This window comes from Streptomyces sp. NPDC002476, assembly GCF_042889785.1.
GTDB lineage: Bacteria > Actinomycetota > Actinomycetes > Streptomycetales > Streptomycetaceae > Streptomyces.
Genome location: NZ_JBIARH010000039.1, coordinates 1 through 24151 on the forward strand (window position 1 = coordinate 1; position 24151 = coordinate 24151).

The window sequence follows — 24151 nt, forward strand, 5'->3', positions numbered from 1 at the left end:
CCCCCAGGTCATCGACTTCGACAGGGGGCACACAGCCATACCGGACCCGGGGGCCAGGCGCCCCATTGCGGGGCACGAAAAAGGTAACGGGGGGGGCTGCGGGTCGGCGAGCCGGTCGGGGGCCGCGCTGGCAGCGAGGGCGGTCAGGAACGCCAGGGCGAGCATGGCGAGCGTGATGTGCCGGTGCCACGAGGTCCAGTGTCTGACCTGGTAGTGGTCGAGTCCGACCTGTCCCTTGGCGGCCTGGAAGCATTCCTCGACGCTCCAGCGGACACCGGCGACGCGGACCAGCTCCGCAAGGGTGACCGTGGCAGGTGACCAGCACAGGTAGAAGGCGAGTTCCCTGGTGGTGCGGTTGCGGCGGACGAGCAGGTGGCGGTGGCTGTCGCTGCCGATGTGGATCCAGGCCCAGTCGTAGTAGCGCGGGCCTTTCGCACCAGGGCCGACGCTCTGCCGGGTGCCAGGCAGTGGCGGGCAGGTGGCCTGCGGCGGTGTCCGCGCGGACGGGGGTGCGGCCGTGGTTGATCCGCACCCTGGTCGAGCAGGCGACGGCCAGGACGTAGCCGATGCCGCGTTCTTCCAGGCGGGCACGCAGGTGCGGGTCCTGGCCGTAGGCTTCGTCGCCGGTCACCCAGGAAGCGGTGATCCCGGCGTCCAGTGCGGCGGCGATCATCTCCCCGGCCAGGCGGGGCTTGGTCGTGAACTGCACTTCATCGGGTATCCCGGCAGTGTGGCGGCGTTCGGGATCGGAGCACCAGGAGTCCTCGGGCAGGTAAAGCCGCCGGTCGATCAACGCCCGTCCCCGGCTGGCCTGGTGCACCGATGCCGAGCGTCGCGAGGCTGCCGGGATACCCGAGGCGGTGCGGTTCGCCACCAAGCCACGTCTGGCCTGGGAGATGATCGCCGCCGCGCTGGACGCCGGGGTGGAGGCACCGTGGGTGACCGGTGACGAGGCCTACGGGCAGGACCCGCAGCTGCGTGCCGCCCTGGAGGCACGCGGGACCGGCTACGTGCTGGCCGTCGCCTGCTCGACACGGGTACGGATCAACCACGGCCGCACTTCCCTGCGGGCGGACACCGTCGTCGGGCGCTTGCCGGTCACCGCCTGGCAACGGCAGAGCGCCGGAATCGGCGCGAAGGGCCCGCGCTACTACGACTGGGCCTGGATCCGCATCGGAACCGGCAACCGCCACCACCTGCTCGTCCGCCGCAACCGCACCACCGGCGAACTCGCCTTCTACCTGTGCTGGTCACCCACCGAAGTACCCCTGGCCGAGCTGGTCCGTGTCGCCGGTGCCCGCTGGAGCGTGGAGGAGTGCTTCCAAACTGCCAAGGGACAGGTCGGACTCGACCACTACCAGGTCAGACACTGGACCTCGTGGCACCGGCACATCACCCTCGCCATGCTCGCCCTGGCCTTCCTGACCGCCCTCGCCGCCGACGCGGCACCCGAACCACCCGCAGACACGTACCACTTCGCCCGCAGCCGCGATCCGATCACGCTGACCGTCCCGGAGATCCGACACCTACTCGTCACCGTCTTCAGACCACCAGCCGTAGCTACAGCCAGACTGCTGCACTGGTCCAACTGGCGCAGACACCACCAGGCAACAGCCCGCCGCAGCCACTACCGACGACGAACCCGCTGGATAGATCACGAAACCACACTGGAGTATTAGGCGACGCGGCGGGCGCGGTGGCGGACTTCCCGGAGCCGGATATCCGACGGAAGGCGGTCCAAGCCTGCCGAGTCCCGTGCGTGTGCGAGCGTTTCCCCGCTCAGTTGCTCCAGAGTCCGCGCCGGTTCTGCGTGAGGCCTGAGCAACAGCCGTACTCGTGCGGCCGGAGCAGCACGCCGACCCGTCAGCCGCACATGAGCCCGCGAGATCCCGTCCAGGACCTGCGCCTCTTCCTCGATTGCGTCCTCCAGCGCACGGCCATTGAGTCGGGCCGCCGCGTCGCCTTCGCTCTCGATGAGGACCTGGCCCAGCCGGTGTCTGTGCAGCTGCGCCAGAAGCCACCACAGCAGCAGGGCGAGAAGCACTGCGAGCACCGCAATGACGGTCGGCCACCACCAGTCCTCTTCCCGCCATCGGGTGCGTCCCTCGGTGCCCAGCACGACATCGTTCGGACCTCGGAAGGGCCACCAGCCCGGCACGTCGAATCCCCAGTGGCGCTGCAGATCCAGCCCACCCAGCAGCACACCGCCACCCAGGGCGAACAGTCCAAGGCCGAGTAGCCCCAGCAGCACCCGGTTCACTGCCTTTAGCATGGGACATCTCACCCCTTCTTCGGGCGCCGGACGCGCACGTCCAGCTTGGGCTGCTGGGCGAGACCCAAGTTCGCCACGGCTTTGCTCAGCGCGGCGTCCAGATCCGCGTGGACCTCGTTGAGATCGCGGAAATGGGCCTGTGCCCGGGCTTTGACCTTCCGGCGGCCGACATCGACCCGTGCCGATTGCACACCGGACACCCGTACGGCTCGGTCGCGCAGAATCAGGGCGGCTGCGTGGCGGTGGAGCCCGGCGCGGACCTCCCCTGTTCTGGGGATTCCGGTGGGCTGCCGCATGGGTAGCAGTCTGCGCAGTCCCGGCGTCACTGCCAGCAGGAAAAGCCACAGGCCAAGGGCCATTGCCACTGCGGCCCCGACGGTCATCCAGATGTCATGCAGTGGTCGTGTGGCCAGTTCCTCGGCGAGTCGCTGTCGCCAGCTCATCCCGGGGCGGTCTGCCCGCACCGAGACCACGTCGTACAGGAGCAGCCCAATGGCTGCGACGGACAGCAGCGCCACAATGGCTGCGGGGATCCGTCGCGCGCACCAGAAGCGGCGCGCCGGCCGGCCCGCTTTATGGACCGCTGCCGTCGCGCCCGTGCCCGGGGGGTCGCCCGGGGACGAAGCCGCATGTCCCGTACCGGAGGGAATGTTGCCTTCGCCGGTCGGCTGCCGCCTGGTGTTCGCGCTCATCTCACTCTCTCCCGGTCTCTATGCCGCGAGTGCACCGAGTGCAGCCTCTCGACCGACACCGTGAGTTCGGACACGTCCATGCCGGTCCATGTTCTGAGCCGCTCGATGATCTCGCGGCGCACCGCAGCGCACTGAGCCCCGATGTCGGACGGATAGCCGAGCTCCACGGCGATGTGCATCCGTACTTCGCCGAGCAGGGCTGGACGGCTATTGGCGGGATCGCCGCCCCGTCCTGCGGCGTGCTCGTTGCGCTCCGGTGCCGGCCGCACAGATGTCGTCACGCGTGGTGTCCGGCGGCCGGGCGGTACATGGCGGGCCGAATCGGTGAACCGGCTCAGCGCCTCGCGGGCCACGTGGGAAGCGATCTTCGCGACGGCATGGTCGGAGACGGTGGTCGCACCCCGCTCTCCGCGAGGAATGCCCGGCCGGCGATCGACGTCACTGGTCACTGCCGTCAGTCTCCCCGAGCCTGTCGCCGGTTATCGCGCATCCGCTGGTGGTCGTCATGGCGGCGGCGGATGAAGTCACCCGGCTCGAGATCACCTTCCATCAAGCGCCCGGCGACAAGGCCGACGGCGCCCAATACCAGCACCAGCAGGAAGGCCCAGAAGCCACCGAAGTACCCGGCGAAGCCCAGTGCCATTCCGGCAATCAAGCCGACCACAGCCTTGCTCATCACGCGCTCCTTCGCTCAAGCGGGCTGCTCCCCCTTGGCTACTGAACCCGCTGCCGCTCTTCCTCTTCGTCCTCCTCGTCGGGCAGCTTCACATCGCTGACCGCGATGTTGACTTCCACGACTTCCAGGCCCGCCATCCGCTCCACTGCGGAGATCACGTTCTCGCGCACGTCACTGGCCACGTCCGTGATTGAGACGCCGTAGTCGACGACGATCTCCAGATCGATGGCCGCCTGTACCTCTCCCACCTCGACACTGACCCCGCGCGTGACGGATCTGCCACTACCGGCGCCGGGAATCCGCTCCCGCATGGATCCCATCGAGCGTGCGAATCCACTGCCCAGGGCATGGACGCCGGGCACATCGCGTGCCGCCATTCCGGCGATCTTCTCTACCACTACGTCGGCAATGGTCGTCCGACCGCGAGAGCCGGGCGCGCTGCCGTGCTTTCCGCCGGTGTTCTCAGTCATCGGGCTGTTCCTCCCTGAAGGAGATCACCTAGCACTCTTTAATCGGATTATATTCGTTTTAGTGGGTTTTATCAGAGGTGTGGGTCATGAGACGGGGTGGTCCAACGAGTGGTCCGCAGTGCCCCTGCAGGGGCACTGCGGAGTCAGGGCGCAATGTGAGAGGAAGAGAACCGCGGCCATGGAAGAGGGTGAGAGGCCGGTGCAAACTGAGGCGTGGATGCAGGCAGTACGGCGCCAGCTCGACCTGGGTCGGTTGCTCCCTGTCGGAGGGCCTGACGACGGGACGTGGATCACCGAGCAAGCGGCCGTCCTGGCCCTCGGACGCACTGCCGCTGAGATTCCCGGCGTTTGGCTGGAAAGCCTGCGCATCGGACCGGCATCGCTCGGGCCCGTGTTCGAGCCGTCCGTCCGTCCGCCGGCCAGCGCGCTACCGCCTGGCCCGCTCAGGATCGAGGCGGCATTCACAGCATTCATGGGGCAGCCACTGCCCCGCACCGCGGAGCAGTTGAGGAACGCATTGCTCAACGTGGCCACTGAAAGGCTCGGTCTGGCCACTGAGGCAGCTGATCTGCGCGTCACGGATCTCCACGAAGGCCCGGAGAGAGGCGTCAGGCCACAGACCGCAGAGAAGGCCATGGGGCCCCCACCGGAGGCTGCAGCCGCGCGAAGCTCGCTCCCAACGACCGGAACGCGACCCATGCGGGGCCTCATCGGGGAGCTCGCCGATGTCGCAGCGGCTGTTCCGGGAGTGGCCCGCCTCACCGCCGTGCTGGGAAGCCGTCCGGTCAAAGTGGAGCAACATGACCATCCACCAGGCCGGCACATCGAGGTCCAGCTTGCGGTCGCACCCGGGTACCACCCGCTGGAAGTAGCACTCGCTGTCCGGGCGGCGGTAGCCGACGCAGCCACCAGTGACACCTCGGGCCCGGTAACCGCCGCCGTCCTCATCGCAGAAACCGCGGCCTAAGCTCAATACCGGTAACGGGCCTTGTCCCTTGAGGGTGGACACCATTCGTGTCGTTATGCGGCAAGTGTCAGGGTAGCTGACTGCTGCTCGTGGACGATCGGGGCTTGCTGTCCGTTGGCCGAGTGCCGTCGGCGGGTGTTGTAGCGGGTGAGCCAGCGGAAGACGGCCTGGCGGCAGGCGCGGGCGTCCTCGAAGCGGCGGGTGCCCTTGAGCGTCTCGCGTTTGAGGGCTGCGTTGAACGACTCGGCGAGGGCGTTGTCCGCCGATGTGCCCACCGCGCCCATGGACCGGCTCACTCCCAACTCGGCGCATACGGAAGCGAATTCACGAGACTTGTACTGCGACCCGTGATCGCTGTGGAAGATGGCTCCGGCCAGGCTGCCACGGGTGGCTGCGGCGGCCTGGAGAGCATCGCTTATCAGCGAGGTGCGCATGTGGTCGGCGATGGCCCAGCCCACCGGGCGGCGTGAGAAGCAGTCGATCACGGTCGCCGGATACAGAAACTCGCCGTCGCCCACTGGCAGGTAGGTGATGTCTCCGACGTACTTGGTGTTCGGTGCCGCAGCGGTGAAGTCGCGCCGCAGCAGGTCCGGCAGGGCAGCGGCAGACGGCTCGGGCACAGTGGTGACCTGGCGCCTGCGCAGCCGCAGTCCGGCGATGCCGTGCGTGCGCATCACCCGTCCGACGCGCTTGTGGTAGGTGTGTCGCTGCATCTGGCCTCGGCGTATGCATCGGCGGCGGTCGACTGGCGGCTGTTCCTGCCGGAGACCTGGGCGCCCGGCTCGCCGAAGGCGGATCCGCATAAGGTCGCCCGCCGCACCGCGTGCCGGATCCCCGAGGACGTCGGGCACGTGGAGAAGTGGCAGCTGGCCCTGGACATGCTCGATGAGACCCGCTCGTGGGGGATCGAGGTGCCATTGGCCGTCGCCGATGCCGGATACGCAGACGCCGCCGCTTTCCGGCACGGGGTGCAGGCCCGTGGCCTCAACTATGTGGTGGGGATCTTTACCACGCTTTCGGTCCAGCCCGGCGAAGCGGTGCCGGTGACCGAGCCCTACTGCGGGACCGGACGGCCGCCGGTGGCGAAGTACCCGGCCAAGCCACAGTCGGTGAAGCAGCTGGTCATCGCGGCGGGCCGGAAGGCGGCCAAACCCGTGCAATGGCGGGAGGGATCCCGCCCCGGCAAGAGCAAGAGCGGCCTGAAGCGGATGTACTCGCGGTTCGTCGCCCTGAGGATCCGGCCCGCCGGACGCGAGATCCGGCAGGCCATCGACGGTCCGGAACTGCCCACGTGCTGGCTGCTGGCCGAGTGGCCCGCCACCGCGCCCGAGCCGGTCCATTTCTGGCTCTCCGACCTGCCCGCTGACCACGCTGGTCCGCCTGGCCAAGCTCCGCTGGCGCGTTGAACACGACTACCGGGAGATGAAGCAGACCCTGCCTATATGCGTGGGCTGGTGTCGTCGCTGGAGCGGAAGAACGCGCGGACGGTCGCCGAGCAGGCGGGGCATGACCCGCCGGACCGCTTGCAGCAGCTGCTCAACACGTGTGACTGGGATGCTGACGAAGTCCGTGATGACGTGCGGGAGTTCGTGATCGGACACCTTGGCGACCAGGACGCGGTGCTCGTCGTGGACGACACCGGTTTCCTGAAGAGGGGGATTCGCTCGGCCGGGGTCCAGCGCCAGTACACCGGCATGGCGGGTCGGGTCGAGAACAGCCAGGTCGGCACATTCCTGGCCTATGCCACTGATGCCGGTCACACGCTGATCGACCGGGAGCTGTACCTGCCCGCGTCCTGGACCGATGACCGTGAACACTGCCGCGCCGGACCGCCTTGGAACGCGGCTTCTCAGCACGTGCAGAGCCGACCCTCTGCCCGCCCCGCATGGTCGGGGTCGCGACCGAGGTCCGGGTGGGCCGCCCGGCAGACCGGTGGGGGGAGTCGGCGTCTCTCAGCCGACCGCCGCGTACGACGGTGTGAATCCGGACAGGCCCGTCTGGCCACCACTCCGGCCGCCGACGCGTCCGTCATGGGCGGCTGCGGCGGCATCGGTCTGGGCCAGGTCCTCGCGACCCGCGTGTAAGCGGCAAGTCGTCTCGGCCTGCACGCCCCCATCCCCCACAGGCACGCGAATGTACCCAGTCCTTCAAGATCCAGTGCACGAATCACCTGTAAGCAATGAACGAATCGGAACAGACAAACCACCCGCCCCACTGCCCGTTGGTAGCCCATCACGGAACTCGGGAGCCGGGATGTGTTCCCGTCGGAACTCGGTGCGCTGATGACCAGCTATGTCGAAGGATGGATTCCGGACGGCCCGATCACGTTGGACGCGTGATCCCAGTGGACGCCGCTCGTGTCGGCCACGGTTTGCGGGCCCGGCCGCGCCGACCCTGTGCCGGCACGGCCGGGCCCGCGCCGATTGTCCGGAGCATACGCGGCTTCGTCCCGCTCCGACGCAGGCAGCGTCCGCTCGATGCCAGGACCGGACGCATCGGAAGCGACCATTCGGCCCTGCCGAACGGCGGGAACCGTGTTTCAATGAAATGTGCGGAGGGAGCCTGATTCGAGGATGCGGAGAAGCGGCTCACGGCCGCGCACCGCACAATCGGGAACCGCGAGAAGCGGTTGGCTTCTTCCGCCCCGCGTGTCCGGAGCCGCCCGTACGGGTCCGGACACGGAGCAAGGTGGCCGTCGGCGGGCGGAACTCCACTGAGGATGTCATGTTTCCGTGGCATGCCGCGACCGGAGACGCGAGTGAAGTGCCTTGAGACTTCCGGCCAGACCGTCGGCCGGCACCTACGCGCTTGACGTCCGCGATGCGACGTAGTCCGCGCAGCCGCTGAGCGTGGTCAGTGAGGGGTAGTCCTTCTCCGGGAGTGTGAGGCCCGTTCGCCCGCTCAGGCGCTCGACGAAGTTGAGGAAGTCCAGCGAATCCATCTCCAGTGCGACCCGGAAGTCCTCGTCGGGTGAGAGTGCTGAGATGTCGGCGCCGGGCACCACATCTGTCAGGATCTGTTTGATCAGTTCGAGGGCCTTGTCCTGGTTCACAGTTCCTCCGGTCGTTGGAGCAGTCGGTCGAGTGCTGTCAGGAAGCGGGCGCCGGTCGCGCCGTCGCTCGCCCGGTGGTCGGCGGAGAGCGTGGCTGTCACGGTCGGGTGCACCGTGAGCATCCCGTGCACGGCCACGGGGCGCTCGACGACACACCCGAGGCCCACGAGCGCCACCTGCGGCGGGTAGATCACCCCGAAGACGGTTTCGACTCCCTGGTCGCCGAGATTCGTCACCGTGAGCGTGGGATCAGCCGTCTCCGAGGCGCGCAGGTGCCCTCCACGGGCCCGTGAGACCAGGTCCCTGAGCGCCGCCATGAGTTCCGGCAGGGTCATGGTGTCGGCGTTCGCGAGCGCCGGTGCCGCGAGGCCGTCACCGCGCAGCGAGACCGCGACGCCGAGCCGCACGGTCGCGGCCTCCGCGAAGCTGTCGTCCTTCCAGTAGCCGTTCATCCGGGGTACCTGGCGTGCTGCGAGAGCGACGGACTTCAGAAGCAGGGCTGCGGGTACCAGGCGTTCTTGCACGGGGCTGCTCGCGTTCCGGTCGCGCATCCATGCCATGGCGGCCGCGAGGTCGATCGTCGTGGACAGGTAGTAGTGCGGTATCTCGCGGTTGGCGCGCGCCATCAGAGCGGAGATCGCCGCACGCGGGGCTGGTTCCTCCGTAGCGGGCCCGGCCGACCGCGGGGGAACCGGCCCCGGATGCTTCTCCGCTGTGGGGCGGCGGGCGTGGGAACGCGCAGTGCGTTGCTCCGCCGCGGCACGCACGTCGTCGGCTCTGATGGCACCATGACGTCCCGTTCCCCGGACCCGGCCCAGGTCCACGTCCAGCGACTCCGCCAGCCGACGGGCCAGCGGCGACGCCGGGACGCGGCCTCGCGGCCGGGACGCCGCCCGTTCCACGTCGGCGCGGGTGACGCGCCCTCCACTGCCCGAGCCGCGCACGGTGGCCAGGTTGACGTTCTTCTCCCGCGCCAGGTGTCGCGTCAGGGGCGTCGACACGGAGTCGGCGTCGAGGCCGAGGGGTGCCGGGCCGGTCTCGCCCCGCCGAACCGACAGGCCCCGTGCGGCGACAGGGGCGACTGGCTCGGCCGCCGTGTCGATGACCGCGAGGGGGGCGCCGACCGGCACGGTGGTACCCGGGGTGACCAGGAGGCGGCTGACGGTTCCCGAGTCGAAGCACTCGACCTCGATGGTGGACTTGGAGGTCTCGACGACTGCTACGACGTCGCCCCTCGACACCGTGTCGCCCTCGCCGACCAGCCACTCCAGCAGTCTTCCCGCGTCCATGTCGGCGCCCAGGGAAGGCATGGTGAACTCGGGCATGTCAGCTCACCACCTGGCGGACCGCGTCGACGATGGAGGCCGGTTGGGGCAGCGCCGCCTCCTCAAGCTGCCGGGCGTACGGGATGGGCACTTCCGCGCTGCACACGCGCTGCACCGGGGCGTCGAGGTCGAAGAACGCCTGCTCGGTGATGCGTGCGGAGATCTCGGCGGCGAGGCTTCCGCTGCGCCAGGCCTCGTCCACGATCACGGCCCGGTGGGTGCGGCCCACGGACTCCATGATCGTTGCGTCGTCCAGCGGGCGCAGGACGCGCAGGTCGAGGACTTCCGCGCTGACCCCCTCGCCGGAGAGGATGTCCGCGGCGGCCAGGGCCTTCGGCAGCGAGCCGCCGTAGGTGACGACGGAGACGTCCGTGCCGGGCCTGCGCACCGCCGCACGGTCGAGGTCGACGGCCTCGACTGCGGGGTCGAGAACGCCTGCGGCGTTGTAGAGGCTGCCGTGCTCGAAGAGCAGCACCGGGTCCGGGTCGGCGAGCGCGGCCGCCAGCATGTGCCGTGCGTCCTCCAAGGTCGCCGGGGCGAGGACGCGGATGCCCGGTATGTGGGCGTACCAGCCTTCCAGGCTGTGGGAGTGCTGTGCGCCGAGCTGCCGCCCGGCCCCCGTGGTCATGCGGATCACCACGGGCACGTTCAGTTGCCCGCCGGACATGTGCAGCAGGGTGGCCGCGTTGTTGAGGATCTGGTCCATTGCGAGGAGGCTGAAATTGACCGTCATGATCTCGACCACCGGCCGCATCCCGCCGATCGCGGCACCGATGCCCGCGCCGACGAACGCGGACTCCGAGAGCGGAGTGTCGCGGACGCGATCGGGGCCGAACTCCTCCAGAAGTCCGAGGCTGACTCCGAAGCAGCCGCCGTATCTGCCGATGTCCTCGCCCATGAGGAACACCCGTTCGTCCCGCAGCACTTCGCGTAGTGCTTCACGGAGCGCTTCCCGGTACGTCGTGGGCGGTGGAGTGCTCGTGGATGTCCGGCGTGTGGTCATGAGGTGTCCCTTGCTGCGCTTGTCACGCTGCGGAGCAGGTCCGCGACGGGCTCTGTCGGTCCGTCCTCCGCCGACTGGACGGCGCGCTCGATCACGTCGAGCACATCCTGTTCCATCTGCCGCATCGTGCTGTCGTCGAGATGTTCTGCGGAGCGCATCCGGTCGGCGAGCTCCTGGATCGGATCCCGCTTCTTCCACTGCTCGATCTCGGACTTGGGCCGGTAGCGGTCCGGGTCGTACATGGAATGGGCGCGGAACCGGTACGTCTGCGCTTCGAGGAAGTGCGGACCGCCGCCCCCGCGCACGGATTCCGCGGCCCGGTCGGCGGCCGATTCGACGGCGAGCACGTCCATGCCGTCGACGGTCCAGGCAGGCATGCCGTAGGACGCGGCACGCATCGCAAGATTGGTCTGCGCGTGTTCGCGGGCCAGGCTCGTCCCCATTGCGTACAGGTTGTTCTCGCACACCAGCAGCAGGGGCAGCTGCCACAGCGCCGCGAGATTGGCCGTCTCGTGAAACTCGCCTTCGGCGAAGGCTCCGTCGCCGAAGAAGCAGCAGGTGACACGTGCGCTTCCACGCATCCGGTCGGCGAGCGCGAGCCCGGCGGCCAGAGGCAGTCCGCCCGCCACGATCGCGTTGCCGCCGTAGAAGCGGCGATCCGCATCGAACAGGTGCATGGAGCCTCCGTGCCCGCGGCTGCAACCGGTGGCCTTTCCGTACATCTCGGCCATCACCGCGTCTGCGGGCACCCCGCGGGCCAGCGCGTGTCCGTGTTCCCGGTAGGTCGACACGACCGCGTCCTCCTGGCGCAGGGCGGCGTTGACGCCTACGGCGACGGCCTCCTCGCCGATGTAGAGGTGGACGAACCCCCGGATCTTCGTGCTGCTGTACAGCTCGACGCAGCGTTCCTCGAACCGGCGGATGACGAGCATGGCCCGCAGCAGCGACAGGCGGTGCCCGGAATCGGAAGTGATCCGCTCCGCCGTGGTGCCGACCTTCTTGCGTGTACTTCTGCGCACCGGCGGCTGGGCAGGTCGTTCGGTGCGCGCGGTGGTGCCGCTCATCGTCGTGCCTCCGTTCGTGGGCGGTTCACTCCGGCTTCTCGATCGTGGACAGGTCCCCTTCGGGCAGTCCGGTCTCCCGGGCGCGCAGGAGCCGGCGCATCACCTTGCCGCTCCGTGTCCTGGGGAGGTCCTGCTCGAACTCGATCTCCCGGGGGGCCACGGCCGGCCCCAGACGTCGGCGTGCGAACGCCAGGAGCTCGCGTTTCAGCGGCATGCCAGGGGTACACCCTGGTCGCAGTGACACGAATGCCTTGACGACCGAACCGGCCACGGGGTCCGGACGGCCGACGACCCCGGCCTCCGCGACGGCCGGGTGTTCCATGAGCGCGCTCTCCACTTCAAACGGTCCGATCAGATGCCCCGCCGACTTGATGACGTCGTCGGCACGGCCCACGAACCAATACCAGCCGTCTTGGTCCCGACTGGCGAGATCGCCCGTGAGATACCAGCCGTCGGCGAAACACGCCGCGTAGCGGGCTTCGTCATGCAGGTAGCCACGGAACATGGAGGGCCAGCCCGGACGCAGTGCGAGCTCCCCCACCCGGCCCGATTCACCGATCACACGCACGTGCCCCGCAGTGACCTCGGCGCGCCCGTCCTTGCCGCGTTCGAGCAGACCGGCTTCCACACCGGGCAGGGGGCGTCCCATGGACCCCGGACGGATGTCGCCGGAGGCGAAGTTGGCGATCATGATTGCGCCCGTCTCCGTCTGCCACCAGTTGTCGTGGATCGGCAGTCCGAGGACGTCCTGCCCCCACAGGATCGCTTCCGGGTTGAGCGGTTCTCCCACGCTGGCGATGAAACGCAGGGCCGACAGGTCGTATGGCCCCGGGAGCCCATTCGGCGCGCTACTGAGGGAGGCACGCATCAGCATGCGGATCGCCGTCGGTGCCGTGTACCAGACCGAGACTCTCTGGCGGGCCAGGATGCGGTACCAGCGGTGCACGTCGAACTCGCCCTCGTCCACCACCACGGTGACCCCGTGCGTGAGCGGAGCGATGATCCCGTACGAGGTACCGGTCACCCAACCGGGGTCAGCCGTGCACCAGTAGACGTCCCCCGGGCGCAGATCGAGCGCGAACTTTGCCGTCGCGTGGTGGGCGACGACCGCCTCGTGGACGTGGACCGCTCCTTTGGGCGCGCCGGTGGTACCGCTCGTGAAGTGCAGCAGTGCCATGTCCTCCGGCGAGGTGGGCGGAACGGTGTACTCGGGCGAAGCCCGTCTCAGCATCTCGTCGAACGACGCCGTTCCGGGTGGCGGATCCTCGACGGCACCGACGAGCAGGACGTGTTCCAGGGACGGCAGGCGGTGCCGGTTGTCCGCCACTTTGCGCCGGTACAGCTCCTCGGTGGTGACGAGAACGCGCGCGTCGCCCAGCGCCAGCCGCTGCCGGACGGGCTCCGGTCCGAATGCCGAGAACAACGGGCACAGCACCCTCGCCCCGCGCAGCGTGCCCAGAACCGTCGTGTAGAGCTCCGGGCAGCGGCCCAGCAGCGTGAACACCCTCTCCTGACGGGCCACCCCCATGAACGTGAGCGCGTTGGCGAATCGCCCGGTGAGGCGGGCGAGCTCGCCGTAACTGACGCGAGAGACCCTGTCCCCGGCGGTGACGCACCGTAGGGCCTCGCGCCCGCCCAGACCCGCCGCGACCTGACGGTCCACGGCTTCGTAACCCATGTTGAGCCCCCCGCCGGGGAGTCCGGCCAGCCGCGACCGGGCCTCTTCCCAGGTGAATTCGGCACGGGCCCGTTCATAGTCCTGGAGCTCGATGGCGAACCCGGGGGTCGGCCGTTGATGGATGACACGGTTGTCCATGACCGGGTCCTCGTCCTCGGTCCGCACTCCCGGAGCAGTGCGGGACGTGTCGTCGTGCCTGTTGCGGGCGGCAGCCGTTGGTCTCCGGGTGCGGCGGCCGGCCCGGGAACGGTGGTGCCGGGACACGCCGGGCACCGAACCCGCCGGGTTTACGGTCACACGGTTGACCACCGAGACCACCCGTTGATCTGCTCGGCGAGTCGGGTCAGGACCGCGACCCGTTCGGCGGCTTCCAGCCGACGCCCCAACGACAAGGCGATCGCCGGGACGGGCTCGTATGGCAGTCACCGCTTCCTCATGGTTCCGCTGTACTCAAACTGCCACGCATGGCGTGCCGCCGCATGAGAAGGAACACACAATGCCTGAGACCGGCCGCCCCGTCGCCGGGCCCTCTGCCCCAAGCAGTCCCCGGCACCGAGGCACTCCCCGCAGAGGAGACGGAAACGGCGGAAGAAGCCGAGCACGACCAGGAGGTGCGTGATGAACGATGAGGCACCGTCCGCTCCGCGGATCGTGGTGGGCATTGACGGCTCCGAACCGTCGAAGGCAGCCTTGCGGTGGGCGGTCGATCAGGCGGAGCTGACCAGTGGGGTGGTCGACGCGGTCACCGCCTGGGAATTCCCGACATCCTGGTACGGCCTGGCGCCGCCCACGGACAAGAAGCCGGAGGACTACGAGGCGCAGGCGCGTACGTTCCTGAACCAGGCGATCGACCAGGCCCTCGGCCCGAGTTCAGGGCGGCCGGTCCCCATCCACGCCCGCGCGGCGCACGGACACCCGGCCGCCGTCCTGCTCGATGCCGCCGCAGGAGCGCGAATGCTGGTCGTGGGCAACCGAGGCCACGGAGGGTTCACCGAGGCACTTCTGGGCTCGGTGAGCCAGCACTGCGTGCAGCACGCCCCCTGCCCCGTCGTCGTCATCCGCAGCCATACCCATGAAACGTGAACAGCCCGTCCCGACCGGGAGGGCACGTATGTCAGGGGCGGACGACGTCCTACCTGGGGGCTTCGCTCAGTGGTCTACACCTTTGTTGGGGCGCCCGGTGAGCCGCGGCCCATCCCTCAGCGGCTTCGGGGAGTTTCCATACCGAAGGGCACACAACGGCATGGACCACGTACCGGCCGGGTCAGGCCGAAGGCCCGTCGCCCGACAGCTCGTCCACGTGCTCAGCCCTGACCAGGTGCTGAAGCGCGAAGCCTGCACTCAAGGTGCTGCGGCACGGTCGCAAGCCGCCCGATTCGCGGGGCGATTCGAGACCACGCAGCATGGAAATCAACGCAAGGCTGTCGTTTCGTGGAGGTGAACCGCGATGACCCTGCCCGTACACCACCGGCCCGGCCCGCTCCTGGAACGCCCGCTCCCGGCCTTGAGCTGGGGAGAGCCGACCGCCGCCGAGTTCGACGACCTCTTCGAACGGATGACGCGCTTCCTGCAAGCCGCCAGCGTCACGCCCGCCGCCGGGGCCTGTGCATCACCGGTGAGTACAAGCAGTGCGAGCGCGAGGGCATCCTGCGCCGCAGCACCCGGCGTACCGGGCGCTTCGAGTACTGGGCACTGCTGCCTGCGGACGTCAAAGCCGAAGAGATCACAGCGGAACTGGTCGACGGGGTGCTGACCATCACCGCGCCCAAGGGCCAGGCGGCCAGGCCGCACCACATCGAGATCACCCAAGCATGAGGTGGAGAGAAACGTGGGGCCGGGCATCCTTCCCCACGTCCCGTGATGCCACTCACGCCTGGACGCGCGATACAGCTCTGCCGATCCTCTGCGGCCTCGCCGAGGCACAGCGCGACCTTATCCACGACGTGCACACCGCGGTCACCAACAAAGCCGACATCATGCGGTAAGACCCCCGCCTTTCCTAGGCGGTTTCCCGCCCGCACGTGTGAAACGGGCCCGGCACTTGATCGCACTCTGTTTGTCCATGTGGCCGGGGTGGGCGGACCGGGTCAGAGCCGCCAGAGTGCGGCTGCCGAACTTGTACGCGTCCTACGGCGCGGGCGATGTGCCCCGATGGGCGAAAGAAGGAAGGTCCGGACGTGCATGCAACTCCGCACATCGTGAGCGATGTGATGACCCGGAAGGTGGTCGCCGTCAGGCGCAACGCCCCCTTCAAGGAGCTCGTCCGGACCATGGGGCGATGGAAAGTCAGTGCCCTTCCGGTTCTGGAAGGCGAAGGACGCGTCATCGGTGTGGTCTCCGAGGCCGATCTGCTGCCCAAGGAGGAGTTCCGCAACGGCGCTCAGAGCTTGTACGGGCAGCATCAACGTCTGGCCGACATCACCAAGGCGGAAGCAGCGACCGCAGAGGAGGTCATGAGCTCGCCCGCCATCACGGTGCATCCCGACGTCACGCTGGCCCAGGCGGCCCGGATCATGGCAGTGAGGCATGTTAAGCGCCTTCCCGTGGTCGATGACGAGGACATTCTGAAGGGCATCGTCAGCCGCGGGGACCTGCTGAAGGTCTTCCTGCGAGCGGATAAGGACATCGAGGAAGAGGTGCGCCGCACGGTGGTGTCCTACCTGTTTCCCGCTCTCAGCCACACCATCCACGTGAATGTGTACGAGGGAGTCGTCACTCTCCGCGGGCAGGTCCAGGACACCTCGCTCGTCTCGGTTGCCGTGCGCCTCGCCAGCGCCGTGGAGGGCGTGGTGGGCGTCGAGCCGCACCTCACCGGCGAGTCCGGCCCCCTGGCCACACCCGAGGGCGGACAGTGACAGGACCGCCGAAGCGGGTGGGAGTCGCGCACCCGGCCCTTCTGCCTACTCATGAAAGGTCTCAGGGACCTTCCTGGCGACATCGACCACACCGCCAGATCCGCCAATTCCTGAGCCCCCAGCCGCCAGAACAGATCGTGGCCTACCGCGTGTTTGCTTGCCGAATGCGCCCCAAAGGACCCCACCGGGTGTCTGAGACGTGATCGGCATTCGTGATGTCGGCGAATCAGGAGGCTGCGCAGACAACCTCGACGAAGTGGCCCACCTGTTCATCCGGCAGGTGGCGTGCGAGATCCGCCTCACTGATCATCCCTACGAGGCGGTGGTTCTCGATGACTGGCAGCCGCCGGATCCTGTGCTCCTCCATGGTCCGAAGGACCCCTTCGGTGTCTGCGTCTGCGTCAACCGTGATCGGCTTGCCCTGTTCGAGCCTGTCAGCGCGCGGACCGCGTCACCGAGGCCTGCTGGGCTTCGTGGCTGCTCTGCACGCGCCACAGCGGGCGCCCGCTGTTCACCCCCGCGAGCGGTGCCCTTCGGTCCGCCGACGGGCACACGCCGACTCGCGGATTGATGAGCAAGCCCGCCGTCCTGGCCACGCGATCACGCCCTGATGCTTGACGCTCGCTCGGCGTGCATACGACATAGGAAGCGCCCAGAATGAACCATAAACGTGCGACCGAGGGTGGGCCGGACTCAGAGCTCTCTCGGTGCCGGATCCCTCGACGCTCTAGGGAGAAGGCCATGACCACTGCACGGGAGATCATGCACATCGGGCGCGACCTGCATCCGGGAGAACGAGACGCTTGGCCGACGCGGCGCGCACGATGAAAGAGCTGGGCATCGGAGCCCTCCCGACATTTCACCACGATGTCACGGTCGGTGATGATCCCGTGGAGGCGGTCGTCCTCCCCGCAGACCGCTCGCCCAGGGCAAGGACCCCCGGACGGTGACCGCAGGTGCTCGGCCGTTCCCAGGTACGTCCTGCCTTCGTAGGTCGACCAGGTGGGGCAGTTGTCTTCTTGGATACCGGCCAGGGCGGGCGCAGACGTGCTGGGCCGGGACCCGGATTGCGGGGCGGTTGGGGTCAGGTCAGGATGGAGGCGACCCGAATGCCGCAGTGCGGCGCGGATGTGACCTGCAATTCCGAGTGCCGCCGCCGTACGGAAGCCGGAGCCGGAGAGGCCAGCGCGTCCCACGATGAGGCCGACAGTAACCATCCTCGAGGCGTAGACCACCGAGCCCCGCTATCGAGATCAAGGGCTGAGCGGTCTCGGCTGCGATCGTCCCAGCACGGCGGGAGGCCAGTCGGTGGGGGCAAGGAGGGGTCTTGCGGCAATTGAGCGCGCTCGATACGCAGTTCCTCGGTTACGAGAGCGACATCAATGTCGCCAACATCGGAGGCTTGTCGATCGCCGACGGGCAGCTCTCCCGGGGCGACTTGATCGAACTGGCAAAGGAGCGCTGCGCGGTCACCCCGATGCTGCGGCAGAGACTGATGACGGTGCCGTTGGGCCTGGACCGTCCGTACTGGGTGGAGGACGAGGCCGTTGACCTTGGCTACCACGTACGCGAGCTGGCCCTGCCGCGACCCGGCAACGACCAACAGTTGGCTGAGCTGGTTGCTTGGCTGCACGAGCAGCGCCTGGACCGCCGCTATCCGCTGTGGGAGGTGTACGTGATCAGCGGGCTGCGCGGCAGGCGTGCAGCGGTGTACGTCAAGGCGCATCACGCGACGGTCGACGGCGTGGGCGGGGCGGTGCTGCTGAACGCTTTCATGGACCGGGAGCCGAGCCCGCCGCGCCAGCAATCCGGCCCGTGTGCGCAGCCTGATCGCGTCCCGCCCAGGGCTGAGATCCTGGCGAGGTCCGTCGCTGGGATGGTCGCCCTTCCCGCGCGCCTGACGCGGTCTGTCGTTGAGACAGTGCCGTATCTCGACGAGATTCCACTGGTCTCCCAGCTGCCGGGGGCGGTCCCGGTGTCGAGGGCGGTCCGGTCCGTGACCCGGCGCCTCGCTGGGCTTGAGAGGGTGCCGGAGCTGCCGAGCCTGGCCGTGCCGTGGACGCCCTTCAACGGACCGATCTCCCGACACCGGCGCTTCGCTTTCTCGGATCTTCCGCTGGACGAGGTGAAAGGCATCAAGAACGCTTTCGGCGTGACGGTCAACGACGTGATCGTGGATCTCGCCGCAACGGCCGTACGACGTTGGCTGATCGGCCACGACGCCCTGCCCGATGAGCCGCTGGTGGCCTGCGTTCCGTTCGCGCTGCGCAAGAAGGGCGCAGAGGAGACCGGTAATCGGGTCACCGTGATGCTCACCTCACTGGAGACCCAGATCGCCGACCCGCGTGAGCGGCTACAGGCCATCCACGAGGCGATGCAGAAGATCAAGGAACGCTTCGATCTGGCGCCGGCCCAGTGGCTGGAGGGGCTCTGCGAGAGCGTGCCTTGCGCGTTGACCGGTCTGGCTGATCGCGCGCTCTTCGGCCTGCTGGCCCGGGGGCGCCCGGCGGTGAATCTGACCGTCTCGAACGTCCCCGGCCCGCAGGTCCCGCTGTACGTGTGCGGCCGAGCGGTCCTCGTTCAGTACCCGGTGTCCCTGATCAACGATGCCGGCGGCGGCCTGAATATCACTGGGTTCTCCTACAACGGTGAGCTCGGGATGGGGATCGTGGTCGACCGTGCGATGGTTCCTGATGTCTGGCACATCGCCGACTACCTGCACGACGCGTTGGAGGAGTTGAGGTCGCTGGTCGGGTGAGGTGCCCGGGGGCCTTGGGGTCCGGGTCCGGTCCTACGGCAGCTCCTCGCGCTTCCGGTCACCGCGACCGGGCGCGGCGGTTGTCACGCCGTACCGCACGGTTCTGCTCGTGGCGCGGCCAAGCCTGCACCACGATCTCGGTGCGACCGTTGTGCGGGCCCCAGGGGGACCAGCGCCGGTCGGCGACGACGTCGTCCTGGAGTACGGACGGTGGCTCCGCGACGACCGCGACGCCTGGCAGGAGGCCGCCCGCCCGCTTCGCGGGCGGCTCCCAATCGTGCTCTTCCTCACTCGGGGGCGGCGAGGTCGCTCCGCGCGGCGTCCTTGCTTCCGGCGCGGAGCAGCTGATTGCCGAGGTCGATCAGGGCCCGGCCGGCAGCGTACTCGTCGCCTATCTCGGGGACGGGTACGTCGTGAGGGTTGCGTTGTGCGGAGGTGCGGCTCTGAAGCGTGGTGTCATCGGTGTCGAGTACGGCATGAGCCTTGGTGAGGTCACCTTCCTCGAAGAGGTCCAGACGCACGCTCCACTGCTTGGTGCGTGATTTCTCGGTGCTGGTGTGCCGGGGCATGGTCGGGTCCTTCCGCTGAATGCTGCAGGCTGACTGGAAGGCGTGCCACTCGGCGGCACCGTGCCTCTCCCCGCCGGCGAAGCGGCAACCGTCTCCTCGACCTGCTCAGGACTCCAGACTGTGCTGTGCGGGGCGTCCCCGGCTTGGGCCTATTGGAACCGCAAGGTGTGCCGGACGGGTCCGCCCGGTACGTCTTGCGGCCTGTCGGCGCCGGTACTGCATCCTGTGGGCGCAAGCCCGGAGGCCGGTGGCGCACACTGAGTTTCGTATCCGCGGTGGTCGGCGTTTCATCGGGAGGGCGGTCCTTCTTCCCGACGCACGCCAGAGGCCCAGCGCCGTCGGACAGCATCCTCATGTTCGCTCTCTTCCAGGGCGAGCTCGGTTTGGGCGAGTCTTTCGCGCAGATTCGGGATCCAGTGGCGTTGCAGGGCGCGAACCCGTTGGCGGGTGCTCAGCACCTCCGCGCCGATGATGCGGGCGGCGGCTGCGGCAACGGCGTGCTCGGCGGCCGCCCGGACCACCTCTCGGTACGCGGCCTCCGCGTGCACCAAGGCGGTGTTGGCCGGTGCGGCAGCGGCAGGCGGGCGCGTGGGCATGGTGCAGGAGACGTTCGCCGGGTATCGGGCGCCCATCGAGCTGGTCCAGCGGGCCGTTGCATCGGTTCGGTCCAGCGCTTGCGCCGCCGCCTCCAGGGCCCCCTCCCCGCTCAGCAGAACACCGCGTACCAGCCAGGTTTCGGCCTCCTTCACCCGCTCGTGCCAGACATGCGCGGCGGCTTCCTGGGCCTGTTGCAGACGCTGGTGCTCGGCGCGCAGGATGCGGAGCTTCTGTTCGAGGAGGTCCGCGCCGCGCTCGGCGACGTCCAGGCTGTGCCGAAGACGGAGGCGTCCGGCACGTCCGGGCGGGACGTGAAGGGTGCTCACGGCTCTGCCCCGTGCGCGTCGAGCAGGGCGGTTGGCAGCATGGCGAGCTGGCTGCGGGGCAAGGTGAGGAGCACCTGCCAGGCGTGGTCCAGGGTCTGGTCCAGGGTGCGCAGCTCGTCGGGTCGCTGATCCACGAAGCGGCGCAGGAAGGCCCGGTCGAACTCCAGGTACCGGCGGTCGGCCGGGCTCAGGGACGTCTCCCCGACCAGATCGGAGAGCTCGCGGACCTGGCGGGCGCGGGCGAGCGAGGCCAGCAGTTGCGCCGCGACATCGAGGTGGTCGTCGCGGGTGCGGCCGGGCCCGGCGCCCTTGCGCATCAGCCGGGAGAGCGAGGAAAGCGCGTCCACGGGAGGGTACACGCCCTGGGCGTGGGTCTCGCGGGAGAGGACGACCTGGCCTTCGGTGATGTACCCGGTCAGATCGGGAACCGGGTGGGTGATGTCGCCCGCGGGCATGGTCAGCACGGGCAGGACCGTGACGGAGCCCGGCCGGTCCTGGATCCGCCCGCAGCGCTCGTAGAGGGAGGCGAGGTCGCTGTAGAGGTAGCCGGGGTAGGCGCGACGCGCCGGGATCTCGCCGCGCGCCGCGGACACCTCGCGCAACGCCTCCGCATAGCTGGTCATGTCGGTCATCACCACGAGGACGTGCCTGCCACCGTCGAACGCGAGGTTCTCGGCGATGGTGAGTGCCAGACGCGGGGTGAGGATCCGCTCGATGACCGGTTCGTCAGCTGTGTTGAGCAGCAGCACCAGCTCGTGGGCGGCGGAGCGTCCTTCCAGGGCGTCCCGGACGAAGGAGGCATCGGCATGCGTGAGCCCCATACCGGCAAAGACCACGCAGAACGGCTCGCCAGCAGTGGTGGACTGAGCGGCGATCTGGACGGCCAGCTCCAGATGGGGCAGACCCGCGACGGAGAAGACCGGCAGCTTCTGCCCGCGTACCAGTGTGGTGAGCCCGTCGATGGCGGCGACACCGGTGAGTACGGGCTCTCCGGGTGGCTGTCGGCGCACCGGGTTGATCGGGGTGCCACCGACGGCCGCGGTGGTTGGCCCGAAGACCGGGGGACCGCCGTCGACCGGCTCGCCGCGGCCATTGCAGACGCGGCCCAGCCAGCCGGGGCCGACAGGGATGCGAAGCGGCCCTCCGGCGAAGGCCATGCGCACACATGCGGGATCCATGCCGGCGGTGTCTTCCAGGACCTGCACCACAGCGACCTCGCGGTCCACTTCCAGCACGAGGCCGTGCCGTTGCTCGCCGGACTCCAGGGTGACCAGGACGAACTCGTCCCAGCCGACTCCGCTCACCCCGTCCACGACGGCGAGCGGGCCGCGCAGCTCACGGATGGCCGTGTATTCGACCTCGCCCCAGGCGGTCACATCAGCTCCCGCAGTGCGGCGAGCACGGAGTCCCGCCGGAGGGCCACGCCCGCAGTATCGTGCGGGCCGACTTCCTCGCGGGCGCGCAGCAGGGGGCCGAAGTCCGCCTCCTCGATGGAGCCTGCCGGCACACCGGCCTCGGCCAGCTCCCGGCATTGCGCGATAACCGTGAGGACCGCTTCGGCCAGCGCAGCGGTCTTCTCCGGACCGCAGTAGGCGTCCCGGCCGGACAGGGCACTCTGTTGGAGGACCCCTTCGCGCACCAGTCGGCCACCGAGCACGCTGACACGTTCCTGGCTGGGGAGTGCGGTGATGCCGACCAGGTCGACGAGATCGGTGAGCCGGTCGGCCTCCGCCAGCAGGGAGCTGATCTCTGCCTGCCTGCCCGGCCACGCTGGGTCGCCGGCCTCCGCGTGCCCGGCCGCGAGGGCGTCGGCGTCGCGCGAGAAGGAGCCCGCCCAGGAGATGGCCGGGTAGCGGCGGGCATAGGCGAGCTCGCGGTCGAGCGTCCACAGGCAGCGTACGAAGCGCTCGGTGTGGGCGGTCACCGGCTCGGCCATGTCCGCCCCGGGTGGGGAGACCGCACCGATCACGGTGACCGAGCCCCGGTCACCCCCGAGGGTGGTCACCGCACCGGCGCGCTCGTAGAACGCGGCGATCGCCGAGGCGAGACCCGCTGGATAGCCCTCCTCGGCCGGCAGTGCGCCAGTGCGGGAGGCGAATTCGCGCAGCGCTTCGGCCCACCGCGACGTGGAGTCGGCGATGACCACTACGTCGCGCCCCATGTCCCGGAAGTACTCGGCGACCGTCGCACCGGTGTAGATGCTGGCCTCCCGGGCCATCATCGGCATGTTGGAGGTGTTGGCGATGACCACCGTGCGCTCGACCAGCCGGCCTCCGGTGCGCGGGTCCGCGAGATCGGAAAGTTCGGCGATGACATCGGCCATCTCGTTGCCGCGCTCGCCGCAGCCGACATAGACGATGACATCGGCTTCGCACCACTTGGCGATCTGCTGGAGCAGCAGGGTCTTGCCGGTCCCGAATCCGCCGGGGACGGCTACCGTGCTGCCCCGGGCGACAGGGAAGAGCAGGTCGATCGCACGCTGACCGGTGTGCAGCGGCTGGCGGGCGTCAAGGCGTTCACGCACGGGGCGCGGCCGGCGGATCGGCCAGTCGGCGGTCATCCGGACCTCGGCGCCGCCGACGACAGCCAGCAGCGAGTCCTGGGTGTAGTCCCCTTCCGGGACGATCTCCTCCACCGGGCCGGTGCAGCCGGGCGGTGCCAGGATCTGCGTCTGCACAGGGCCCGCCTCCCGGACCTCGCCGAGTGTTTGCCCCCCTGTCACCCGATCGCCGACCTCCACGGCAGGGGTGAATCCCCAGGCACGCGCCTCGTCCTCGCTCCCCCCGCTTCCGGGCAGCAGCCAGTCGCCAGAGCCGGACAGCGGGCGGAGGAGGCCATCGAAGATCCCGCCGAGCAGACCGGGGCCCAGCCGGGCCGACAGCGGGCTGCCCCGGGGGCGGGCGCGGTCTCCGGGTGCCAGGCCACCGGTGTACTCGTACGCCTGGACGGTCACCACCGTGTCAGTGATCGCCACCACCTCGCCGGGCAGTCCGGCCTGTCCGAGGGAGACCAGGTCGTTCATAGCGGTGTCTCCGGTGTACTCCAGCTCGACCAGCGGTCCCGTGACCCGCAGGATCGCGGGACCGGCTCGGGGCGAGCCGGTCATGGCGCCCACAAGGCTTCCGTGTCCGCGCCCAGGCGGTCGAGTGCGCGGCCGGCCAGGGCGTCCAAAGTGAAGTCGGCCCGACGGCCGGCAGCGTGGGCGGCCACCCCGCCACCGGGCTGTTCCGTAACGGTGGCGTCGGGACCGAGGAGCTGCCGCGCCCGCCGTTCCAACCTGTCGCGCAGGCCGGGGTAGTCCGCCGTGTACCGCAGGGCCCGGAAGCGTTCCGTCACCTGGCGCCGGAGCTCCTCGTAAGCTTCCAGGCGGGCGGCCTGCTCGCGGGCCCTGGCAGTGCGGCGGGCCCGCAGCAGCTCCGACGCTCCGGCGGCAGTGCCCTCTGCCGCACCCTCGCGACGGGCCTGTTCCACGATCTCCTCGGCCTCGTTCCTGGCGCGTTCGAGCACCGCCTCGGCATCGCATGCAGCCTGGACGATCAGTGCTTCGGCGTCGGCCCGGGCCGAGCGCAGCAATTCGGCCCGTACCGTCGTGAGGGTGTCTGTCCGGTCAGCGCCCGGTGTCGTCATTCCGGCATCACCGCGACCAGGGGCCGCGTGCCCTGCAACTGCGTCTGGCTGAGCACCTCGGCTGCTGCCGGGGTGACGATCACCAGCGTGACCTCGTCCGACACGCTCTGCCAGGCCCGGCGTACCGCCTCGGGGTCTTCTGCGACGAGGACGCCCACCCCCGCCAGCGACAGCCCGGCCACCCGTGCCTGTGCTCCGATGGCCACCACCCGTCCCATGA

The 24151-nt window shown here is 69.1% G+C and carries 24 protein-coding genes and 3 pseudogenes; 8 read left to right on the plus strand and 19 right to left on the minus strand.

Annotated features, from left to right (window positions below; translation table 11 throughout):
- On the minus strand, positions 1-874 hold an 874-nt coding region (locus ACFYXM_RS30375), incomplete at its 3' end, for a transposase (protein ID WP_389294166.1).
- On the opposite strand from ACFYXM_RS30375, the gene ACFYXM_RS30380 reads away from it, so the two are divergent.
- Positions 861-1679 (plus strand): IS701 family transposase, encoded by an 819-nt coding sequence (locus ACFYXM_RS30380; protein WP_389294168.1) that lies wholly within the window; start codon positions 861-863, stop codon positions 1677-1679. The two genes, ACFYXM_RS30375 and ACFYXM_RS30380, sit on opposite strands and share 14 nt — an antisense overlap.
- Here the strand turns inward: ACFYXM_RS30380 and amaP are convergent.
- The 5 genes from amaP to ACFYXM_RS30405 are packed head-to-tail and all read right to left on the minus strand — an operon-like array spanning position 1676 to position 4110.
- A complete protein-coding gene (gene amaP, locus ACFYXM_RS30385) occupies positions 1676-2272 on the minus strand; it encodes an alkaline shock response membrane anchor protein AmaP (protein WP_389294169.1) in 597 nt (198 codons plus the stop codon). The genes ACFYXM_RS30380 and amaP overlap by 4 nt on opposite strands.
- Before the next feature lie 8 nt (positions 2273-2280).
- Positions 2281-2964: a DUF6286 domain-containing protein gene (locus tag ACFYXM_RS30390; protein WP_389294171.1), complete on the minus strand. Its 684-nt coding sequence runs from the start codon at positions 2962-2964 to the stop codon at positions 2281-2283.
- Positions 2961-3413 (minus strand): Asp23/Gls24 family envelope stress response protein, encoded by a 453-nt coding sequence (locus ACFYXM_RS30395; RefSeq protein ID WP_389294173.1) that lies wholly within the window; start codon positions 3411-3413, stop codon positions 2961-2963. The genes ACFYXM_RS30390 and ACFYXM_RS30395 overlap by 4 nt, the downstream gene beginning before the upstream one ends.
- Before the next feature lie 5 nt (positions 3414-3418).
- Positions 3419-3640: a hypothetical protein gene (locus ACFYXM_RS30400; protein ID WP_389294175.1), complete on the minus strand. Its 222-nt coding sequence runs from the start codon at positions 3638-3640 to the stop codon at positions 3419-3421.
- A 38-nt stretch (positions 3641-3678) separates the two neighbouring features.
- Positions 3679-4110 (minus strand): Asp23/Gls24 family envelope stress response protein, encoded by a 432-nt coding sequence (locus ACFYXM_RS30405; RefSeq protein ID WP_389294177.1) that lies wholly within the window; start codon positions 4108-4110, stop codon positions 3679-3681.
- Positions 4111-4288: 178 nt separating this feature from the next.
- On the opposite strand from ACFYXM_RS30405, the gene ACFYXM_RS30410 reads away from it, so the two are divergent.
- Positions 4289-5077: a hypothetical protein gene (locus ACFYXM_RS30410; RefSeq protein WP_389294178.1), complete on the plus strand. Its 789-nt coding sequence runs from the start codon at positions 4289-4291 to the stop codon at positions 5075-5077.
- A gap of 53 nt (positions 5078-5130) precedes the next feature.
- Here ACFYXM_RS30410 and ACFYXM_RS30415 read toward each other — a convergent pair.
- Positions 5131-5772 (minus strand): annotated as a pseudogene (locus tag ACFYXM_RS30415) (IS3 family transposase); the annotation flags it as partial.
- Here ACFYXM_RS30415 and ACFYXM_RS30420 point away from each other — a divergent pair.
- Positions 5773-6550: pseudogene (locus ACFYXM_RS30420) on the plus strand (transposase); the annotation flags it as partial.
- A pseudogene (locus ACFYXM_RS30425) lies at positions 6514-6903 on the plus strand (transposase); the annotation flags it as partial. The pseudogenes ACFYXM_RS30420 and ACFYXM_RS30425, both read left to right, overlap by 37 nt.
- A gap of 974 nt (positions 6904-7877) precedes the next feature.
- Here the strand turns inward: ACFYXM_RS30425 and ACFYXM_RS30430 are convergent.
- From ACFYXM_RS30430 to acsA, 5 genes are read right to left on the minus strand one after another with little or no spacing between them, the layout of a single operon-like run.
- On the minus strand, positions 7878-8129 hold the full coding sequence (locus ACFYXM_RS30430) for an acyl carrier protein (protein ID WP_389294180.1): 252 nt from the start codon (positions 8127-8129) through the stop codon (positions 7878-7880).
- Positions 8126-9454, minus strand: coding sequence for a dihydrolipoamide acetyltransferase family protein (locus tag ACFYXM_RS30435; RefSeq protein WP_389294182.1), 1329 nt, complete (start codon positions 9452-9454; stop codon positions 8126-8128). The genes ACFYXM_RS30430 and ACFYXM_RS30435 overlap by 4 nt, the downstream gene beginning before the upstream one ends.
- A 1-nt stretch (position 9455) precedes the next feature.
- Positions 9456-10457 carry an alpha-ketoacid dehydrogenase subunit beta gene (locus tag ACFYXM_RS30440; RefSeq protein ID WP_389294184.1) on the minus strand — a complete coding sequence of 334 codons (1002 nt, stop codon included), beginning with the start codon at positions 10455-10457 and terminating at the stop codon, positions 9456-9458.
- Positions 10454-11521 carry a pyruvate dehydrogenase (acetyl-transferring) E1 component subunit alpha gene (gene pdhA / locus ACFYXM_RS30445; protein WP_389294185.1) on the minus strand — a complete coding sequence of 356 codons (1068 nt, stop codon included), beginning with the start codon at positions 11519-11521 and terminating at the stop codon, positions 10454-10456. Before pdhA ends, ACFYXM_RS30440 begins: the two co-directional genes overlap by 4 nt.
- 25 nt (positions 11522-11546) lie before the next feature.
- The gene (acsA, locus tag ACFYXM_RS30450; RefSeq protein ID WP_389294187.1) at positions 11547-13337 is read right to left on the minus strand and encodes an acetate--CoA ligase; all 1791 of its coding nucleotides are present in this window, start codon (positions 13335-13337) and stop codon (positions 11547-11549) included.
- A gap of 480 nt (positions 13338-13817) precedes the next feature.
- Here acsA and ACFYXM_RS30455 point away from each other — a divergent pair, with 480 nt between their 5' ends.
- The 3 genes from ACFYXM_RS30455 (at position 13818) to ACFYXM_RS30465 (ending at position 16054) form a co-directional block, all read left to right on the plus strand.
- Positions 13818-14282, plus strand: coding sequence for a universal stress protein (locus ACFYXM_RS30455; protein ID WP_389294188.1), 465 nt, complete (start codon positions 13818-13820; stop codon positions 14280-14282).
- A 354-nt stretch (positions 14283-14636) separates the two neighbouring features.
- Positions 14637-15014 carry an Hsp20/alpha crystallin family protein gene (locus ACFYXM_RS30460; RefSeq protein ID WP_389294190.1) on the plus strand — a complete coding sequence of 126 codons (378 nt, stop codon included), beginning with the start codon at positions 14637-14639 and terminating at the stop codon, positions 15012-15014.
- Positions 15015-15376: 362 nt separating this feature from the next.
- On the plus strand, positions 15377-16054 hold the full coding sequence (locus tag ACFYXM_RS30465; RefSeq protein WP_389294192.1) for a CBS domain-containing protein: 678 nt from the start codon (positions 15377-15379) through the stop codon (positions 16052-16054).
- A 226-nt stretch (positions 16055-16280) separates the two neighbouring features.
- On the opposite strand, the gene ACFYXM_RS30470 is transcribed toward ACFYXM_RS30465, so the two are convergent.
- Positions 16281-16466 (minus strand): CBS domain-containing protein, encoded by a 186-nt coding sequence (locus ACFYXM_RS30470; protein ID WP_389294257.1) that lies wholly within the window; start codon positions 16464-16466, stop codon positions 16281-16283.
- Positions 16467-17390: 924 nt separating this feature from the next.
- Here ACFYXM_RS30470 and ACFYXM_RS30475 point away from each other — a divergent pair.
- Positions 17391-18812 (plus strand): wax ester/triacylglycerol synthase family O-acyltransferase, encoded by a 1422-nt coding sequence (locus tag ACFYXM_RS30475; protein ID WP_389294194.1) that lies wholly within the window; start codon positions 17391-17393, stop codon positions 18810-18812.
- Between the two features lie 287 nt (positions 18813-19099).
- Here the strand turns inward: ACFYXM_RS30475 and ACFYXM_RS30480 are convergent, their stop codons facing one another.
- The 6 genes from ACFYXM_RS30480 to ACFYXM_RS30505 all read right to left on the minus strand — a co-directional run bounded on the left by ACFYXM_RS30480 (position 19100) and on the right by ACFYXM_RS30505 (position 24140).
- Complete coding sequence (locus ACFYXM_RS30480) at positions 19100-19381, minus strand: dsRBD fold-containing protein (RefSeq protein ID WP_351633444.1); 282 nt, start codon at positions 19379-19381, stop codon at positions 19100-19102.
- Between the two features lie 287 nt (positions 19382-19668).
- On the minus strand, positions 19669-20304 hold the full coding sequence (locus ACFYXM_RS30485; RefSeq protein WP_351633447.1) for a V-type ATP synthase subunit D: 636 nt from the start codon (positions 20302-20304) through the stop codon (positions 19669-19671).
- Positions 20301-21680, minus strand: a complete 1380-nt coding sequence (locus tag ACFYXM_RS30490; RefSeq protein WP_389294196.1) for a V-type ATP synthase subunit B — start codon at positions 21678-21680, stop codon at positions 20301-20303. The genes ACFYXM_RS30485 and ACFYXM_RS30490 overlap by 4 nt, the downstream gene beginning before the upstream one ends.
- Positions 21677-23410, minus strand: coding sequence for a V-type ATP synthase subunit A (locus ACFYXM_RS30495; protein WP_389294197.1), 1734 nt, complete (start codon positions 23408-23410; stop codon positions 21677-21679). The genes ACFYXM_RS30490 and ACFYXM_RS30495 overlap by 4 nt, the downstream gene beginning before the upstream one ends.
- A complete protein-coding gene (locus ACFYXM_RS30500) occupies positions 23407-23931 on the minus strand; it encodes a hypothetical protein (protein WP_389294199.1) in 525 nt (174 codons plus the stop codon). The genes ACFYXM_RS30495 and ACFYXM_RS30500 overlap by 4 nt, the downstream gene beginning before the upstream one ends.
- Positions 23928-24140, minus strand: coding sequence for a V-type ATP synthase subunit F (locus tag ACFYXM_RS30505; RefSeq protein ID WP_389294201.1), 213 nt, complete (start codon positions 24138-24140; stop codon positions 23928-23930). The genes ACFYXM_RS30500 and ACFYXM_RS30505 overlap by 4 nt, the downstream gene beginning before the upstream one ends.
- Positions 24141-24151: the final 11 nt, after the last annotated feature.